Origin of the sequence: Nonomuraea sp. NPDC050536 (genome assembly GCF_044457685.1) — a bacterium.
Classification (GTDB): domain Bacteria; phylum Actinomycetota; class Actinomycetes; order Streptosporangiales; family Streptosporangiaceae; genus Nonomuraea.
Map to the genome: position 1 here is coordinate 44,589 of NZ_JBITHD010000015.1, position 16,374 is coordinate 60,962.

Below are 16,374 nucleotides of genomic sequence, written 5' to 3' on the forward strand. Positions count from 1 at the left end.
CGTGGCTAGTCGATCATTGCCCGGTCGCGGTCGTCGATCGAGCGGAGGACTTCCTCGGGCACGATCAGGTCGGCGCGTGACCGGGTGGTGGCGATGAGGTCGGCGTTGCGCTGGTCGGTGCCCAGCACCCAGGCCACCGCCGTGTCGTGGTCCTTGCCGAACAGCTTGTGGCGGGCGATGAGACGGGCCACGCGCTCGTCCCTGGCGAGCTCGCAGTACCAGACCTCGTCGAGCTGTTCCCCCACGCGGGCCCAGTCGCCCTGGTCGAGAAGCAGATAGTTCCCCTCGGTGACGACGAGCCTGGCGGCACGCGGGATCGGGATGCTGCCCGCGATCGGCTGCTCCAGGTCGCGTTCGAAGGCGGGTGCGTAGACCACCTCGTCCGCGTCCTCGTGGAGGCGGCGGAGCAGGGCCGCGTAGCCGGCCGCGTCGAAGGTGTCGGGAGCCCCTTTGCGGTCGTGCCGCCCCAACCGGTCGAGCTCGACGTCGGCGAGGTGGAAGCCGTCCATCGGCACGTACGCCACCCAGTCCAGCGGCGGCAGGCCGGCTGGGGGAGTCCGTCGTAGCAGGGCGACCAGATGCTGGGCGAAGGTGCTCTTGCCGGACCCCGGTTCGCCCGCGACGCCGAGCAGCGCGCGGCGTTCGCCGAGGACGAGCGAGCGGGCCCGGTCGGCCAGTTCGTCAAGAGTCGTCATCGTGTCCGGCTCGTGTGGAGGTGGTCGGTGATGAAGGTGTGGGCGTGCCGTGCCAGGTCCTCGCCATCGGACCACAGGTTGCGCCAGATGGCCAGGTTGTTGGACAGACCCTCCATCACGACCGCCGAGGAGAAGGACTCGAAGGTGATCGGGCCACCGTAGTCGATGTCCGCCAGTGCGTGGAAGAACGAGGTGAAGTCCAGATGCCCTGAGCCGAGGTAACCGCGGTGGTTCTCGCCGATGTGGACGTAGCCGAGCCGATCTCCGACCTCTCGCACGGGCCGTATGAGATCGTCCTCTTCGATGTTCATGTGGTACGTGTCGAGGTGGATGAGCACGTTGTCCTCACCGATGTCGTCGGCGAGGACGAGCGCGTCGCGGGCGGTGTTGATGACGTTGGTCTCGTACCGGTTGCAGATCTCCAGGCCGAGCGTCATGCCGTACTGCTGGGCCTCCTGCGCCAGGCGGCGCAGGACCGACACCACGTTGTGGCGCCCGCCCACGGTGAGCGGGCGGTCGTATGGATTCCGGAGATGCAGCGCACCAGCGTGGACTTGCCCGCGCCGTTGTCGCCGACGAGGGCGGTGATCTCGCCGCGGCGCAGGGTGATGGAGACGTCTACGAGCGCACGGACGTTGCCGAAGGACAGTGAGACGTGCTCGGTCCTGAGCAGCAGGTCGCCGTCGGGCGAGCGGGGTTCGGGCTGGACGGTCATCGCTGGAACCTCGTCAGGAGTGCGGCCAGCACCACGACGATGCCGACGGCCAGGGGCTGGTAGAACTGCGAGACGCCGAGCAGGGTGAGCCCGTTGACCAGGGCGATCAGCAGCAGGGCGCCGATGACGGGCCCCACGATGGTCGCCCGGCCGCCGAAGAGGCTGACCCCGCCGAGAACGACCGCGGCCACGGAGTTGAGCAGGAACGCGGTGTTGGCGGCGGGTTCGGCCGCGCCGATGCGGGCGACCAGCAGGGTCGCCCCGAGCCCGGCGAGCACGCCGCTGATCGAATAGACGGCGATCTTGATGCGCTGGGTGCTGATGCCCATCGCCATCGCCGACTCGGGTGCGCCGCCGGTGGCCAGTACGTGCGTGCCGAAGCGGGTGTGGAAGAGCACCGCGTGCGCCAGCAGGGCGACCACCGCCGCGATGATGACCGACCAGCCGAAGATGCCGATGCCGCCGGTCGCCAGTTTGAGCAGGCCCGGATCGATGATCGTCACGGGCTTGCCGTCGGACAGGATCAGCGCCAGGCCGGAGGCCGCGGAGAGCGTACCGAGTGTCACGATGAAGTCGGTGATCTTCCCTTTGGCGATGATCACGCCGTTGGCCGCGCCGACCAGGCCCGAGGCGACGAACGCCATCAGGCACGAGACCAGCAGCCCCCACCCCGCCGCGTAGGACTGGCCGAAGGCGACCGCGCCCAGGGTCATGACGGAGGCGATCGACAGGTCGATGCCCGCGGTGGCGATGACGAAGGTCTGGCCCACCGCGAGGATGAGCAGGATCGCCGCGGCGACCAGCATGGAGGCGATGTTCCCCGCGCTCAGGAACGTCGGGTTCAGTATCTGGAAGACGACGACGAGCACCAGCAGCCCGACCAGGGCCGCCCAGTCGGCCCAGAAGCCGGCATCCTTCAGCCTCGCGGACCAGGTCTCGCGCTCGGGTGCCGCGAGGGTTGCGTTTGCCATGGGATGTCCTTCTGGTCGCGCCATGCCCTGCGGCACGCCGCGACGGTGAGTACTGCTACTGGATGAGGTTCTTGAACGGGTCGTCGTAGGGTTCGAACGGCTTGGGCGTGGTGGCCAGCGCCTTCGCGGCGTTGTCCTTGGTGATCATCGCGACCGGTGCCTTCACGCTCGGCGGGACAGTCTTGCCGCCCGTGGTGGCCTGGCAGGCCTCGATGCCCATCTGCCCGATGGCGTACGGGTACTGCGAGACGGTGCCGTCCAGCATCCCCGCCTGGACCGCCTGCAGCGCGTCCTTGATGCCGTCGACGCTGATCACCTTGATCTGGCCGGTCTTGTTGTTGTTGGCGATGGCCCGTGCCACGCCCAAACCCATGTCGTCGTTGGCGGCGAAGAAGCCCTTGAGGTTGGGGTTGGACCGCATGATGTCCGTCGCGGCGGTAAGCGCGGTCTGGCGGTCCCAGTCGGCGGCGACGGTCTGCACGACCTTGAGCTTGCGGCCGATCCCTTGCTGGAATCCGTTGATCCGGGCGTCGCTGGTGACATCTCCGGCGATACCGCCGATCACGGCGACGTCGCCCGGCACCGGTGTCGGCACCGGCCTGATCGCGAGCGGGCAGGTGCACCGCGGCGCCGACGGCGCGGCAGGCGACGTCGGCCACACCCAGGTCACCGTCGAGGACGTCAGCGAGGCGCCCGCCTGCCGGTGCGGCAACTCCGGCTGCGTCGAGGCCTACGCCGGCGGCTGGGCCCTGGTGCGCGACCTGCGCGAGGCGGGCCGCGACGTCGCCACCGTGAACGACGCCGTACGCCTGATCCGCGGTGGTGACCTCGTCGCGGTACGGCTCGCCAGGCGCGCCGCCCGCATCCTCGGCGGCGCGATCGCCGACACGGTCAACCTGTTCAACCCGCGCGTCATCGCGATCGGCGGCCAGCTCGCCCACACGGACGAGCAACTCTTCGCCGGCATCCGCGAGATCGTCTACCGGCGGTCCCTGCCGCTCGCGACCCGCAACCTGCAGATCGCGCGCAGCGACCTCGACCCCCACGCGGGGATCCTCGGGCTCGCGCAGCTCCTCGTGGACGGGATCTACACCCCGGAGCGCGTCCAGGAACTCATCGACGGAGCGGTGGTCTAGGCCCGCGCTCCGCGACCGGGAACTGGACCGCCCCCAGCGGACTAACGCGTGATCGTTTCGCCGGTCGAGCCGCGGATGTCCAGGTGGGCAGGTCGCGCATCGGGTCCTCCGTGGGGAGGAGGTGGGCTGGGACTGCGCCCCTACGGGGGATTCGTCCGTGATGCCGATGAAGGGCCACCGGGTCTTTCTCTAGCTTTGCACCGTGACCAAGAACAAACGCCGCTGGCTCGGCCGGATCCTGATCGGCTTCCTCGCGGTGCTCGTGCTGCTCTCGGTTGCCGGGTTCGGCTACGAGGCGTTCGCCGAGCGGGATGACGCACGGCGGATTCCCATGCCGGGTCGGCTGGTGGATGTCGGCGGCCATCGGCTGCACCTGGACTGCACCGGGTCGGGGAGCCCGACGATCGTCTTCGAGGCGGGCATCGGGGAGCCCGGCGCGAGCTGGTCCGCGGTGCGAGAGGAACTGGCCCGGTCGGCGCGGGCCTGCACCTACGACCGGGCGGGCTACGCCTGGAGCGAGCCGTCGGACGGGCCGCACACCGCTCAGCGGGCCGCCGACGAGCTGCACACGCTGCTGCGGGCGGCCGGCGAGGCGGGGCCGTACCTGCTGGTGGGCCACTCCTACGGCGCGCACATCACGCGGCTTTTCGCGGCTCGGTGGCCGGGCGAGACGGCAGGGCTGGTCCTGGTCGACCCCAGCGTCGAGGACCAGGCCGACAGCGTCGGCCGGCCGATCCTGATCGCACAGTTCGCGGCGTACGAGTGGGCGGCCAGAGTCGGGATCGTGCGGGCCTTCTCCGGCGCGCTGCTCCCGGCCGACGCCCCCGCCGAGCTGCGCCGCCAGGCTCCCGTCCTGTACGGCGCGGCCAGCATGACCGCGGCACGTGCCGAGTCCATGTCGATCATGGAAAGCGCCGCGCAGGTACGCGCGTTGCCCGGCGACGGCACGCCCTGGGGTGCACGGCCCGTCACGGTGATCTCCGCCAGTGGGCAGCCTCCCGCCACCGAGGCCCTCCACGCCAAGCTCGCCGCCCTGTCCAGCCGAGGCAGGCACGTGGTGGCCGACACCGATGACCACTACGTCCACTACGCCCGCCCGCGGCTCGTCGTGAACGCGATCCAGGAGGTAGCCGCCGAGATCAGAGGGTGAAGAGCCGGGCGGCACTGAGAGGTCGGGTGGTCTTGGCGCGGGAGGCGGCGGAGGCGCCGTTCGCTAGCCGCAGCAGCGGAGGGCTTCGGCGGTGGTCGCGGCTTGGCCTGAGGACCACTGGGCGTCGAAGGCCACGGGCCCGAGGCGGCCGCGCAGGTCTCGCACGGTGCCTTGCCATTCGAACTCGTCGTCAGCATTGCGGAAGTCCAGCGCGTTCACCGAGATGATCGGCCGGGTGGACTTCGGCTCCCGGCCACCGGTCATGTGCCTCAACTGGGCCAGCGGTGCGGGATACGGCGCCGTGGTCAACAACCGGCGGTTCGGGTCGACGGCGTCCTCGCACTACGCGGTGGTGCTGACGGTCTCGCAGTTCTAGCGACCGCGCGGGAATCGGGGCGCCCCCGGCCGGGGGGCGCCTCGGGCAGGAACCTCAGGAAGTCCGTCCCAGCATCTCGCGCATGAGCGACCCGGTGAGGACCGTCATGGTGGTGTGCATGCCGATGATGAAGATGTTGATCCGCTGGCCGATGACCTGCGTGAGAGTCCAGGCCTGGGGGTTGATCTTGGCGAGGCCCGCCAGCATCAGGAGCACCACCAGCTCCGCGACGGTCATGGCGAAGGCGAGCTTCTGCAGGCGTTCCATTGTCTTGACCGCGTTGACCAGGGCGATCGCCCAGCTGGCGGCCTCGTCGGCAGTGTGGATGCCGGAGGTGATGAAGTCCCTGATCTTCCTGTCCGCCGCGTCCCTGACGTCGCTGTCCCAGGCGGCGGCCAGCGCCTGCCTCCCCATCGGGTCGCCGGCGCCGAACAGCGCGCTGAGTTCGAGAGCCGCGTCGGCCCAGCCATGGATGACCTTGTCGACCGCGGCGTCGCTGGGCACATAGGTGGTGAGCCACAGCAGGTAGGACATGCCCACGGCGACGCACGCCCCGCTGGCGATCTTCAACAGCGTCGTGGTGCGTGCGCTCAGGCGCTCCAGGTCGGTCACCAACTCCGCTTTCGGCACCGGGGAGCCGTCCGCCCTGGTGCCGTCCATCAAGTACGTCCGGCGTCCGATCTGGCCGGAGACCCTGCCGACCAGGCGCGTGTCCCGTTCGTCGAGCAGCTTCAGCACGCCCTTGACGGCCTGCTGGTCCTTGTCCAGCCGGTACCAAGAGCTGGCCGCATAGCCGAGGCCGGGCAGCATCCCGGACGAGGCCCACCTGGGCGGGAAGTCGGCTTTGAGGGTGCCCCGCAGGTCCTCGCGCAGCCCCGCCTGGAGGATCGGGTCGTCCTGTGAGGGGGCGCGTCCGGCGAGTGCGAGCAGTGCCTGGACGCTGGCGTTGTCGGCCTGGATGTAGCGGTCGGCGGTGCCCTTGATCTACTCCGCGATCTCCCCGGCGGAGGCCGCGCTCACGCCGAGCCCGTCGGTGAACGATCGGGCGATCTCGTTGTGCTTGACCGCGGCGAAGTATCCGACCAGTCCCAGACCGAGCGGCTCCAGCTGGAGGTCCAGGGATGTGAGACGCTCCAGCCGCTCGCTCACCTCGTCGGCGTTCAGGCGGGCGTTCTTCAGCTGGGCGGCGTTGAAGGCAAGCGGGGCCTGGCTCATGCGGACAAACGTCCCATGCGAGCCTCGATCGCCCACACGTCGTGATCTCTTCGTGATGGACGGGAAAGTACCAAGGCGACAATTGTTGCAACTGCTAATATTTGTGGCCCCCTGGTCACCTCCACAGCTCTCACGTCCAGCTGTGCGCCGAGCAGATCCGCAGTGGCCGGGCCAACAGGACAGGGTTGTCATGGCCACACGACGAGAACGTCTGCGCTACTGGTTCGACAAAAGCATGTCGAGAGGCACGCCCGCTCTCATCGGCTGGCTCGCGCTGGCCACCGTCGTCATGGTCGTGGCGTTCGGGGTCCTGTCCATGGCCTTCGCGGACAAGGACGTGCACGACAGCTGGTACAACGCGCTGTGGGGCAGCCTCATGCGGGCCATGGACCCGGGTGCCGTGGCGGGCGACAACGAGGGCAGCGGGATCTTCACCGTCCTCGGATTCGCCGTCACGATCGGCGGCCTGCTCATCGTCTCCAGCCTGGTCGGCGTGCTCACCACCGGCCTGGACAACAAGCTGACCGAGCTGCGCAAGGGCCGCTCGCGCGTCGTGGAGGTCGGGCACACCGCCCTGATCGGCTGGTCGGACCAGATCTTCACCATCATCCCCGAGCTGGTCGAGGCGAACGCGAGCGAGGCCAAATCCTGCATCGTCATCCTGGGCGATCGCGACATGCTGGAGATGGAGGAGGAACTGCGCACCCGGGTCGGGGATACCGGCAAGACCCGCGTGGTCGTGCGAAGCGGCAGCCCCATCGAGCCGACCGATCTCGACCTGCTCAGCCTGGATACCGCCCGCTCCATCATCGTGCTGTCCCCGCAGGGTGAGGATCCGGACGCGCATGTCATCAAGACGCTGCTGGGGCTGACCAACCGGAACTGGCGCAGGCGGCGCCCGCCGATCATCGCCTCGGTCACCGACACCAACAACCTGGAGGCCGCCGAACTGGCCGGGGGCGGGTACGCGCAGGTCGTCGACACCGACGACATCGCCTCGCGGCTCATCGTGCAGACCTCCCGCCAGTCGGGGCTGTCGGTGGTGTGCACCGACCTGCTGGATTTCGGCGGCGACGAGATCTACATGCGCACCGAGCCGAAGCTGGCCGGATTCCCGTACGGGGAGGCGCTGTTCGCCTACGAGACCGCCTGCCTGATCGGGATCCGGCGCGCGGACGGGTCCGTGGTGCTGAACCCGCCGATGGACACCGAGATCCAGCAGGGCGACGAGATGATCGTCGTGGCCGAGGACGACTCCACGATCCGGCTGGTACGCAGCTTCCCACCCGTCGTCGAACAGGCGATCGCTCACCCCACCCGCCAGCCGGCACCTCCTGAGCGCACGCTGCTGGTCGGCTGGAACAGCCGAGCCCCGAAGATCGTCGCTGAGATCGACCAGTATGTGGCGCCGGGCTCCACGCTGAACATCGCGGCCGGCTCCATCGAGGACGGCGACCACCTGGAGCGGCTGACGGTCGGCCTGCGCAACCTCGCCGTCAACGTCAAGGAGTGCGACACCACCGCCCGGTTCACGCTGGAGGCGCTGGATCCGGGTGTGTTCGACCACATCATCGTGCTGGCCGACGACCGGCTGGACGCGCAGCACGCTGACTCGCGGACGCTGGTGACGCTGCTGCACCTGCGCGACATCGCCTCGCGCACAGGGCAGCGCTTCCCGATCGTCAGCGAGATGAACGACGACCGCAACCGCCGCCTGGCCCAGGTGACCAAGGCCGACGACTTCGTGGTCAGCGACAAGCTGATCAGCCTGCTGATGACGCAGCTCTCGGAGAACCCGCAGCTGGGCGCGGTGTTCCGCTACCTGTTCGACTCCGACGGCTCGGAGATCTACCTCAAGCCCGCCACCGACTACGTGCAGCCCGGGGTCACGGTCAGCTTCGCCACCCTCGTCGCCTCGGCCCGGATGCGCGGTGAGACCGCCATCGGTTACCGCCTGCAGGCCGAATCCACGGCCCCGCCCAACTACGGCGTCGTCCTCAACCCCGGCAAATCCGAACCGGTCACACTCGGCCGCCGCGACCTGGTCATCGTCCTCGCCGAAGACTGACACCGGCCATCCCCAAGGTTGGGGATTTCTCTGACCCGCTCGATTTCCGATCCTGAAATGGCCGCGGAATGGCCGCGCGCGGAAACTCGGAGAGGAAATCTCAAATGTCACAATTCACCGCCGAAGAGGCAAATGGTCTGGCCGCCGCCCTTCACGACTGGGATACCGCGTCACAGGTGCGCGCCTCCGTCGGAGCCTCGCTGCACATGCCGGAGTCACCCGTGAAGGGCGGGCTCGGCCAGCGCGTCGCCGCCGCGTCCGGGATCGGGCTGCCGGTGGCGATGGATGCCCAGATGCTCGGCCCCTGGAACGCCAGCATCGGGTTCAAGGACGGCGTGGCCGTGGGCGGCTGGGCCAACCTGGGCCTGAGCGACACCGGCTCGTGGAACTTCAGCGGGCACTTCCACGTGTCCGGCGCGATCAGCTACGACACGGCCATGGTCTGGGTGGTCAAGGACGCCGTCGGCAACCTCTACACCTTCGGGCACACCGGGCGGGTGCACGGCACCTTCGAGTCCGGTTCGCGGGATGACGACTGGGGCCAGTCCCAGATCAACACCTTCATGCACGACCACTGGGGCGACCTGTACCGCAGCTGGTCCTGGCACTGGGAGGCCAGGGTCAACGCCGACTTCGTGCCCTTCCTCGACGACATCATCAAGCTGGTCGCCGCTGGGCAGGCGATCGGCAATGTCGTCAAGGTCTTCGTCTGAGATGTCAGCCGGAGATGGCCGCGATGAGCTCGTCCCTGCCCTGGGCGCCAGTCTTGCCGTAAAGCGACTTCAGATGGTCGTTGACGGTGTAGGTGGACAGGTCCAGGGCTCGGGCGATCTGCTTCGGGGCGGCGCCGCCGTACAGGAGCTCGAGGATGCGGCGCTCGCGTGCCGTGATGCCGTACCAGTCGCAGAATGACGGCAGCAGCAGGCTGCCGCCGGCCGCCTGGATGAGGATGGCGACGTCGCTGTCGCCGTTCTCGTCCAGCGGCTGGCCGTGGATGAGGACCCAGCGCCCGAAGTTGGCCGCCGGTGCGCAGAGCAGCGGCGGCCAGGCGCGGGGGTCGCGGGCGTGGGCGCGCGCGTGCAGGGACAGGCCCATCCAGAAGGCGTTGGCGATCCAGTCCGGCACGCCGCTCCCCGCGCCCGGCCACATCTGCTGCATCCAGGCCCGCGCCTGGGGCGAGATCGACCTGACGGAATGGTCGGGCCCGACCGTGATGACACCGGTCGGCAGGGTGGGGACGGTGGGTGTCAGCGGGCCGGCGGTGACGTAGCCGCGCAGTGCCGTCACCAACGCGGGGACGAGCCGCTGCGCCTGCCTGCTCTCCTCCACGCGGAAGGGCCTGGCGCCCTCCGCGCGCAGCAGGCCGAGCAGGCCCCATGGCCCGTGCTTGTCCCTGATCAGCAGCCGGAGCTCGCTCCCCACGCCGTGGGAGGACAGCAGCCGCCGCATGCCGTTGTTGCCGCAGCCTCCTGCCCCCACGACCGCGACCGGCTCGCTGAGCAGGGCGAGCGCCGGTGGCGGGCACGGGTCTCCGTGCAGGTACCGGTTGAGCACCAGATCGCTGATGAGCGTTTGCTGGTATTCGTGCCAGAAGCTGAAGACGCCCAGGCCGACTCCGGCCGCCGGATTCAGGCCGACCAGGCGGAGCGCGTCGTGCGGCACGAGGCGTCCGATGATCCGGGAGATGGCCTCTCCCGTCGCGGCCGGGCCGCCGCCCTGGACAACAGCGGCATACAAGTCACGGGCAATTCGCCCGTCCGGGTCTGCCACGCACCACCAACTTTCCTTGACAACACTGATTTACAGCAGTTTTGACAACTTGAAAACATGCCAATTTCCGCAGCCCGCTTTTTCATGAAATAACGGTCAAAGTGAACGTCACGCTTTACGGCGGAGCACCGCTCAGCCCGGATTCGGCAACTGGCACGCCAAGGCCGTTTGATCGTGCGCGTTCAGGTCGGCCGGGCGGGAATCAGCCGAGGCGCTCGTTCAGCTCCTGCGCCCGGCGGCGGTCGTACGGTGCGCAGAGCCGCTCGGCCGTCCTCATGGCCTGCTCCGCTGCTTTCCCCGCGGCCTTCGGTCTTCCCCCGTGGGCCAGGACAAGGGCACGGGCCCAGCCCATGCGGGCCGTGGCGCCAGGGTGGCGGGACTGGAACCCGGCCAAGTGCCGGTCGAGCCGGCGCGCCGTGGCGGCGTCCGGAGGAAGGGACACGAGCAGTTCGGCCAGCCCGGACCAGCACTCCAGCATGCCGCGCTGGGCCGAAGGCAGGCGGGCGGCCAGGTCCAGCACCGTGGTCAGCACCTGCACGGGGTCGCCCCGCCCGAGGCGGGCCTCGGCCGTGAGCAGGCGCATCTCCTGGATCACCGGCATGACCGGGCCGTCACGCAGGCCGAGTCGCTGCGCGTGGGCGCGGCGGCGGTCGGTCGAGGCACGGGCCGCCGCCAGCACCTCGCCGATCCGCTCCGTGCCGACCCCGTCGATCCGCAGCAGCGCCTCGGCCTGTCCGATCAGGCACCAGTGGCGGCCGATGTCGTCGCCGCCCACCCGCCTGGCCGCCTGCTCCGCCGTGTCGGCGTACAGCTCGGCCGCCTGCTCGAAGTCGCCGCGCCACAGGGCGGTCTCGGCGAGCATCCCTGCGCAGTTCTCCGCCACGCGGGGGTCGAGGGTCCTGGCCCGGCACTCGGTGAACGAACCGCGCGCCCCCTCGAAGTCCCCGGCCGTGAGCAGGTCCAGGCCCCTGGCCAGGCGGGCGCGGCTGGCGGGCTCCGTCGGGTGGTCGATGCTCCTCAGCGATCGATCGGCGAGGGCGCCGTAGTGGGTGGCCAGGCGGTGGCGTCCGGCCACGCGGGCGATGGTGGCGAAGTTCGCGTACGCCTCGGCGCGCAGGGCCGGGTCCTGTGTCCGGTCGGCGGCGTTGAGCTGGCGTAACGAGGCGGCCAGCATCGTGAGCAGGTCCTGCTGGTGGTAGGCCAGCCGCGCCAGGAGCGTCAACGCCTGCGCCGCCTCGACACCGGCCTCCGACTGGCGGGCCGGCAGGATGCGATGGAGAAGCTGACGGGCGGCGGCCGTAACGGCGGTGGCGGCGAGGCCGGGGCGGGATGCCGGGAGCGGCTCGCCCACCGTGTCGAGCGCCGCCCTGGCCAGGCGGGCGGACTCGCACTCCCTGGCCAGCTGGTGCTCGCTCATGCCCGCCATCCGCAACCAGCGCGCGCGCACGTACGGGGCCTCGGGCGTGCGAGCGAGGTGCCGCAGGACCACGGCGCCGGACTCCTCGTACAGGCGTAGGCGCAGGCACAACACCCAGTAGTGGTCGAGGAAGCCGGGCCGGCCGGACACCGCCCAGGCCAGCCGGATGTTGTCCAGCTCCACGCCCAGCACGCGGGTGACCTCGGCGTCGGAGGCGTCCTGGAGGGCGGCGGCGTGCCGGTCGAGCAGGCGGGTGAAGTGGGCGGCGTGCCGTTCCCGCACCGCGCGGCGCTCCCGGGGGTCCAGACGGCCGGCGGCGAACTGCTGGATGAGGGGGTGGAGGACGTACCGGCCGGACGGGGTGAGCTGGATCATGCTGTGATCCACCAGGCGGACCAGCACGGGCGGCGTGGTCCTGGCCACCTCGAGCGCGGCACGCAGCGTGCAGCCGCCGACGAACACCGACAACGCCGCCAGCGCTTCCTGCGCATCCGGATCGAGCAGCCGCCAGGAGGTCTCGAAGACCGTGCGCATGCAGGCGTGCCGCGGCCGTACGGCAGGCCCGGCGGCCGACAGCAGGTCGGCGCCGAGGCGCTGGGCGAGTTCGGCGGGCGGCACCGCGCGCAGCAGGCCGGCCGCCAGTTCGATGGCCAGGGGCAGGCCGCCGGTGGCGGCGCAGATCGCGGCAAGCGAGGCAGCGTGCCGCTCCGGATCAAACGCCCGCGCGACTCTGGAGACGAACAACGCCTCCGCCGCCGGGCCCGGCAGCCCCTCCACCTCGAACGTCACCTGTCCGGGCACGTCCAGGCGGCGTCTGCTGGTCGCGAGGATCTTCACCCCCGGAGCGGTGCCCATGATCCGGGCGATGACCGGGTCGAAGGCCGGCAGGTGTTCGAGGTTGTCCAGCACGAGGAGCAGCTCACGCCCGGACAGCGCCGACAGCAGCAGCTCAACGGCGGGGCGCTGCGGGGACAGGTCCACGCCGAGGCGGCGGGCGAGCGTCGTGACGGCCGCCTCCGGGCGGACCCCGGCGAAGGACACGAACGCGCACGACGATGCGGCGGCGGCGATGGCCAGGCGGGTCTTGCCGACGCCGCCGGGACCGAGCAGGGTCACGAGGCGTTCGCGGACCAGCAGCGCGCGCAGTTCCCTGATCTCCGTCTCCCGGCCGAAGAAGTCGGTGCGAGGGACGGGCGGGGCGGCGCGCCGTATCGAGGTCACGACGGCCGCCGTCTCCGGCGCGGGCTCGACCCCCAGCTCGTCGGCCAGGCGCCGCCGCAGGTCGTCGTAGCAGGCCAGCGCGGCGCCCCGGTTGCCGGACCGGGCCAGCGCCGTGATCAGCAGCCGGTGCGCCTCCTCGTCGTACGGATCCAGGCCGGTCACCAGCCGCGCCAGCCGTACGAACTGGTCGGGCGGCGCGGGGCCGGCGTGCAGCAGCAGCTCGCGCAGCAGCAGCCGGGCCCGCTGCCGCTCCGACTCCAGCCAGCCGCCGAACGCGGGGGCGTCGCAGAACCACACGCCGTCCATGAAGTCGCCGCGCCACAACCGCAGCGCCTCGGCCACGCTCGGCGTCTGGGCCAGGCGCCCGTGGTCGACGAAGCAGCCGTCGCCGGCGCGGAAGCGTACGTGGTCGCGGGTGATGTCCAGCCACCCGCCCACCTCCTTGCGCAGCTCCGACAGCGACAGGCGCAGGCTGCCCCGGGCGTTGGCGTCGGGCCGCTCGCCCCACAACAGCGCGGCCAGCTCCGAGCGCGGGCGTGGCCCCGGCGTGGCGGCGAGATAGCAGAGCAGGGCGCGCGTCTTGGCGGCGCGGATGCCTATCGGCCGCCCTCGTACGGCCAGCTCCGGCGGGCCGAGCAGCAACAGGGTCAGCGAGTCTCCCATAGACGCAGCACGGTAAGCGTGTCCCGGCCGGGCCGCCATGCAAAAAGGCACGGATGACCTGGGCACTAACGATTCGCTCACGCCGCGGGCCGCACCCTGATGCCGCATTCCTCGCGAAAGGAGAAAGAAGGAATGAAACTGATATCTGCCCTCGCCCTGGTGGCGGGCCTGGTCGTCCCCGCGGCGGCCGCGGCCGCGCCCGCCCACGCGACGGCCGCCGCCACGACGTGCCGGGTGGACCTGGACTACGTCGACCTGTACGACGTGGACGAGAAGGACGGCACGGACGAGGTCAAGATCGACCTCGCCGGGTACTTCTACCCGAGCGGCAGCAAGTACGTCGCCATGCAGAACGGCGACCGCGCCTACTCCGGCAATTTCGCCGGCCCGAGCACCACCATCGGCACCACCGGGTGGGCGAACTTCAGCATCCGCGAGGTCGACCCGCCGATCATCGGCAGCGGCTACAACCTCGGCTCCATCAACGCGTACGGCTCCACCTGCGCGGGTCTCTCCACGGGGCAGGTGGCCTACATCTCGAAAAGCATCACCGGCACCGACAAGACCTACTACTCGTACTACATCAAGCTCGTGATGACCGGGCTGTAGAGACGTCGACGAGCTCGGCTCCGTCCTGGAGCGGCAGTGCCCCCGGCGTCCTTCCCTCGACGTACCTGTCGAGGAAGGCCCGGGTCAAGGTCGCCACCAGCCGGGTGACCCGCTCTCCGTCCACGGAGCCGAGGCGGTCGAGACGCTGCTTGTCAGGAAGCAGCGCCAGATCGGTGAAGTCCCGGTGCAGGGCACCGGCGACCTTGACCCGCACGACGTCCTCGCGCTGCCCCATCCGGTCGAACTCCTCGTAGAACAGGTCGCTGTGGTGGCCGAGGCCCTCGAAGCCGGCGTACAGCGCGAGGATCGGCACGCGCGTGGAGCGGCCGAAGAGGTCGGCGGCGAGGTGCATGCCGTCGAGGTTGACGGCGGCGCGGGCGCGCGGGTCGGCGTGCGCGGCGCTGGCGGCGGCGCTTCCGCCGAAGGACATGCCCATGTAGGTGAGCCTGGCCAGGTCGCAGGCGGCCGGGAGGTCGCCGAAGGGGCCGTCGGGGGTGGCGGCCGCCAGCGCGTCGGTGACGGCGATCATGCGGTCGCGCCACTGCCGGGCGAGCGCGCTCATCTTGGCGTTCTTCCAGAGGTGGCCGAACCAGTCGCGGCGGGCCTCACGGTCGTCGCCGAGCCGCAGGTAGTGCTCAAGCCAGGCGAACAGCTCGACGACCGTGGCGAAGAACGACTCGTCGGCTTCGAGCCGCGACCCGTCGGGCCGTGCGGCGAACCCGCCGCCGTGTTGCAGCACGCTGACGGCGACGTAGCCGTGGGAGGCGAGTTCGGTCATCAGGACGGTGTTCTGGGCCGGGTACAGGTCGGCGCCGTGGGAGAACACGATCGTGGGATGGTGTCCTGGCAGGACGGGAGCGTCGCGGTGGTCGTGGGTGAGCGCCGCGGCGAGCAGGGCGGTGGTGGCGGCGGGTGGCCAGGTCGGGTTACGGCGGGCGGTCCAGTCCAGCAGGAGTTCGCGCTCGACGCCGGCCGCGTAGGAGCGGGGCTGGGCAGGAGCCGCCGCCGGGTACCAGGCGCGCATCAGCAGCTGACCGGCCTCGATGTCCCGGACCCCGGCGGGATAGGGGCCGGTGGGGCGGGGGAGGCGCACTTCAGGCATGCTCGCCCCGCAGCCAGATCAGGCCGTCGCCGAGGTGGCTGCGCCACCAGGTCTCGTCGTGGCCGCCGGCGAACTCGCGGTAGCGGAAGCCGTACCCCTTGAGCATGAGCACGTCGCGCAGGTGCCTGCTGGCGTGGATCTGTCCGGGGGTGGCGGGCGGCGGCCCCGACTCGAACGCGCCGACCTCCTGATAGATGCGGATCGGCACGGGGTCGGCGCGCTGGAACTCGTCGATGAGCACGGGCGTCCTGGACCTGGCGCCGACCACGGTGACGGCCGGGGCGGCGGTGGGATCGGCGTACATGCGGAGGTAGGCGCGCAGGGTGTCGGGGTCCCACCAGGCCGAACCGGACAACATGAGCACGCCGCCGAACGTGCCGGGGTGCTTCAGCCCGGTGTAGGCGGCGCACAGGCCGCCCAGGCTGCAGCCGGTGATGAGGGTCGCGGCCGGGTCGTCGGTGAGCGGGTGACGCCGGCGTGCCCAGGGGAGCAGGTCCTCGGCCAGGTAGCGGGAGAACTCCGGGTCGCAGGAGAGTTCCACGTTACGGTCGGTCTGCTGGACGAACAGCGCGGCCGTCGGCGGGATCAGGCCCTCGGCGTGCAGGTTGTCCAGGACGGTGGCCGCGCTGTGGCGGGGGTGGCCGTCGAGTACGACCAGGACATCCAGGGAAGTGCCCGGATCGGGCGGGAGGTAGGTCCAGATCCGTCTGTCGCCGTGCGACTCCTCGGTCACCGTTCCGCGAGGGACGCCGGGGCGGGGGTCGGCCCACGACAGCGGCTCGGCGTCGGGGCACGCCAGCACGGACTCCAGCGAGGTTACGCTGCCGGCGGTGAAGTCGTGCTGTTCGCGGATTCTGGCGCGCGGATCGGGGATACGCTCGCCGCCGATCTCGAAGCTGTAGGTGGTCCGCACGTCCGTCGCGAACTTCCAGGTGAGATACCAGGTGGCGGTCCCCGGTACCAGCGCCAGCGAGCGTTGCGGCGGCGCGAGCGCGCTGACCGTCTCGATGACCTTGACCTGCTCGACCGGCCGGTCGGCCGACCACAGGAAGGTCACCAGGCATGTCCCCGGCTCGCCGGGGCACGGCTCGATCAGCGGCGTGCCGTCCGTTCGCAGCTCCGCCCAGAGTTTCGCCTCGCCCGCCGCTGGATCGCCGGATGCGAGCAGAGCTCTGATCGTCGGGCTGAGCACCTCGTCACCCATGCCGTCTGCCTCCCCTTGTGCGTCTGTACGGCTGGACCGAACCCAAGCACGGCACGGTGACA

17 protein-coding genes are annotated in these 16,374 nt (G+C 70.5%); 5 read left to right on the forward strand and 12 right to left on the reverse strand.

What is annotated here, in order from left to right:
- Window positions 1-5: 5 nt before the first annotated feature.
- From ACIBHX_RS34740 to ACIBHX_RS34760, 5 genes are read right to left on the reverse strand one after another with little or no spacing between them, the layout of a single operon-like run.
- A complete protein-coding gene (locus ACIBHX_RS34740; RefSeq protein ID WP_397071652.1) occupies window positions 6-695 on the reverse strand; it encodes a nucleoside/nucleotide kinase family protein in 690 nt (229 codons plus the stop codon).
- A complete protein-coding gene (locus tag ACIBHX_RS34745; protein WP_397071653.1) occupies window positions 692-1,198 on the reverse strand; it encodes a TIM barrel protein in 507 nt (168 codons plus the stop codon). Before ACIBHX_RS34745 ends, ACIBHX_RS34740 begins: the two co-directional genes overlap by 4 nt.
- Complete coding sequence (locus ACIBHX_RS34750; protein ID WP_397071655.1) at window positions 1,129-1,410, reverse strand: ATP-binding cassette domain-containing protein; 282 nt, start codon at window positions 1,408-1,410, stop codon at window positions 1,129-1,131. The genes ACIBHX_RS34745 and ACIBHX_RS34750 overlap by 70 nt, the downstream gene beginning before the upstream one ends.
- Window positions 1,407-2,381 (reverse strand): ABC transporter permease, encoded by a 975-nt coding sequence (locus ACIBHX_RS34755; RefSeq protein ID WP_397071656.1) that lies wholly within the window; start codon window positions 2,379-2,381, stop codon window positions 1,407-1,409. The genes ACIBHX_RS34750 and ACIBHX_RS34755 overlap by 4 nt, the downstream gene beginning before the upstream one ends.
- Before the next feature lie 55 nt (window positions 2,382-2,436).
- Window positions 2,437-2,976, reverse strand: a complete 540-nt coding sequence (locus ACIBHX_RS34760) for a substrate-binding domain-containing protein (RefSeq protein ID WP_397071657.1) — start codon at window positions 2,974-2,976, stop codon at window positions 2,437-2,439.
- A 22-nt stretch (window positions 2,977-2,998) separates the two neighbouring features.
- Here ACIBHX_RS34760 and ACIBHX_RS34765 point away from each other — a divergent pair, with 22 nt between their 5' ends.
- Together ACIBHX_RS34765 and ACIBHX_RS34770 are read left to right on the forward strand one after the other, a co-directional pair.
- The gene (locus ACIBHX_RS34765; RefSeq protein WP_397071658.1) at window positions 2,999-3,517 is read left to right on the forward strand and encodes an ROK family protein; all 519 of its coding nucleotides are present in this window, start codon (window positions 2,999-3,001) and stop codon (window positions 3,515-3,517) included.
- Window positions 3,518-3,719: 202 nt separating this feature from the next.
- On the forward strand, window positions 3,720-4,667 hold the full coding sequence (locus tag ACIBHX_RS34770; protein ID WP_397071659.1) for an alpha/beta fold hydrolase: 948 nt from the start codon (window positions 3,720-3,722) through the stop codon (window positions 4,665-4,667).
- Between the two features lie 63 nt (window positions 4,668-4,730).
- On the opposite strand, the gene ACIBHX_RS34775 is transcribed toward ACIBHX_RS34770, so the two are convergent.
- From ACIBHX_RS34775 to ACIBHX_RS34785, 3 genes are all read right to left on the reverse strand, one after another.
- On the reverse strand, window positions 4,731-4,931 hold the full coding sequence (locus ACIBHX_RS34775) for a hypothetical protein (RefSeq protein WP_397071660.1): 201 nt from the start codon (window positions 4,929-4,931) through the stop codon (window positions 4,731-4,733).
- 166 nt (window positions 4,932-5,097) lie between these two features.
- Window positions 5,098-5,853, reverse strand: a complete 756-nt coding sequence (locus ACIBHX_RS34780; RefSeq protein WP_397071661.1) for a hypothetical protein — start codon at window positions 5,851-5,853, stop codon at window positions 5,098-5,100.
- 174 nt (window positions 5,854-6,027) lie between these two features.
- The gene (locus ACIBHX_RS34785) at window positions 6,028-6,258 is read right to left on the reverse strand and encodes a hypothetical protein (protein WP_397071662.1); all 231 of its coding nucleotides are present in this window, start codon (window positions 6,256-6,258) and stop codon (window positions 6,028-6,030) included.
- Between the two features lie 190 nt (window positions 6,259-6,448).
- Here ACIBHX_RS34785 and ACIBHX_RS34790 point away from each other — a divergent pair, with 190 nt between their 5' ends.
- Together ACIBHX_RS34790 and ACIBHX_RS34795 are read left to right on the forward strand one after the other, a co-directional pair.
- Window positions 6,449-8,326 carry a potassium transporter TrkA gene (locus ACIBHX_RS34790; RefSeq protein ID WP_397071663.1) on the forward strand — a complete coding sequence of 626 codons (1,878 nt, stop codon included), beginning with the start codon at window positions 6,449-6,451 and terminating at the stop codon, window positions 8,324-8,326.
- Between the two features lie 104 nt (window positions 8,327-8,430).
- Entirely contained in the window at window positions 8,431-9,039 is a 609-nt protein-coding gene (locus ACIBHX_RS34795) for a hypothetical protein (protein WP_397071664.1), read from the forward strand.
- A gap of 4 nt (window positions 9,040-9,043) precedes the next feature.
- On the opposite strand, the gene ACIBHX_RS34800 is transcribed toward ACIBHX_RS34795, so the two are convergent.
- Together ACIBHX_RS34800 and ACIBHX_RS34805 are read right to left on the reverse strand one after the other, a co-directional pair.
- Window positions 9,044-10,063: a helix-turn-helix transcriptional regulator gene (locus ACIBHX_RS34800; RefSeq protein WP_397071665.1), complete on the reverse strand. Its 1,020-nt coding sequence runs from the start codon at window positions 10,061-10,063 to the stop codon at window positions 9,044-9,046.
- 235 nt (window positions 10,064-10,298) lie between these two features.
- The gene (locus ACIBHX_RS34805; RefSeq protein ID WP_397071666.1) at window positions 10,299-13,397 is read right to left on the reverse strand and encodes an ATP-binding protein; all 3,099 of its coding nucleotides are present in this window, start codon (window positions 13,395-13,397) and stop codon (window positions 10,299-10,301) included.
- 132 nt (window positions 13,398-13,529) lie between these two features.
- On the opposite strand from ACIBHX_RS34805, the gene ACIBHX_RS34810 reads away from it, so the two are divergent.
- Complete coding sequence (locus ACIBHX_RS34810) at window positions 13,530-14,006, forward strand: hypothetical protein (protein WP_397071667.1); 477 nt, start codon at window positions 13,530-13,532, stop codon at window positions 14,004-14,006.
- Here the strand turns inward: ACIBHX_RS34810 and ACIBHX_RS34815 are convergent.
- Window positions 13,981-15,108: a hypothetical protein gene (locus tag ACIBHX_RS34815; RefSeq protein WP_397071668.1), complete on the reverse strand. Its 1,128-nt coding sequence runs from the start codon at window positions 15,106-15,108 to the stop codon at window positions 13,981-13,983. The genes ACIBHX_RS34810 and ACIBHX_RS34815 overlap by 26 nt on opposite strands.
- The gene (locus tag ACIBHX_RS34820; RefSeq protein ID WP_397071669.1) at window positions 15,101-16,312 is read right to left on the reverse strand and encodes an alpha/beta hydrolase; all 1,212 of its coding nucleotides are present in this window, start codon (window positions 16,310-16,312) and stop codon (window positions 15,101-15,103) included. Before ACIBHX_RS34820 ends, ACIBHX_RS34815 begins: the two co-directional genes overlap by 8 nt.
- Window positions 16,313-16,374: the final 62 nt, after the last annotated feature.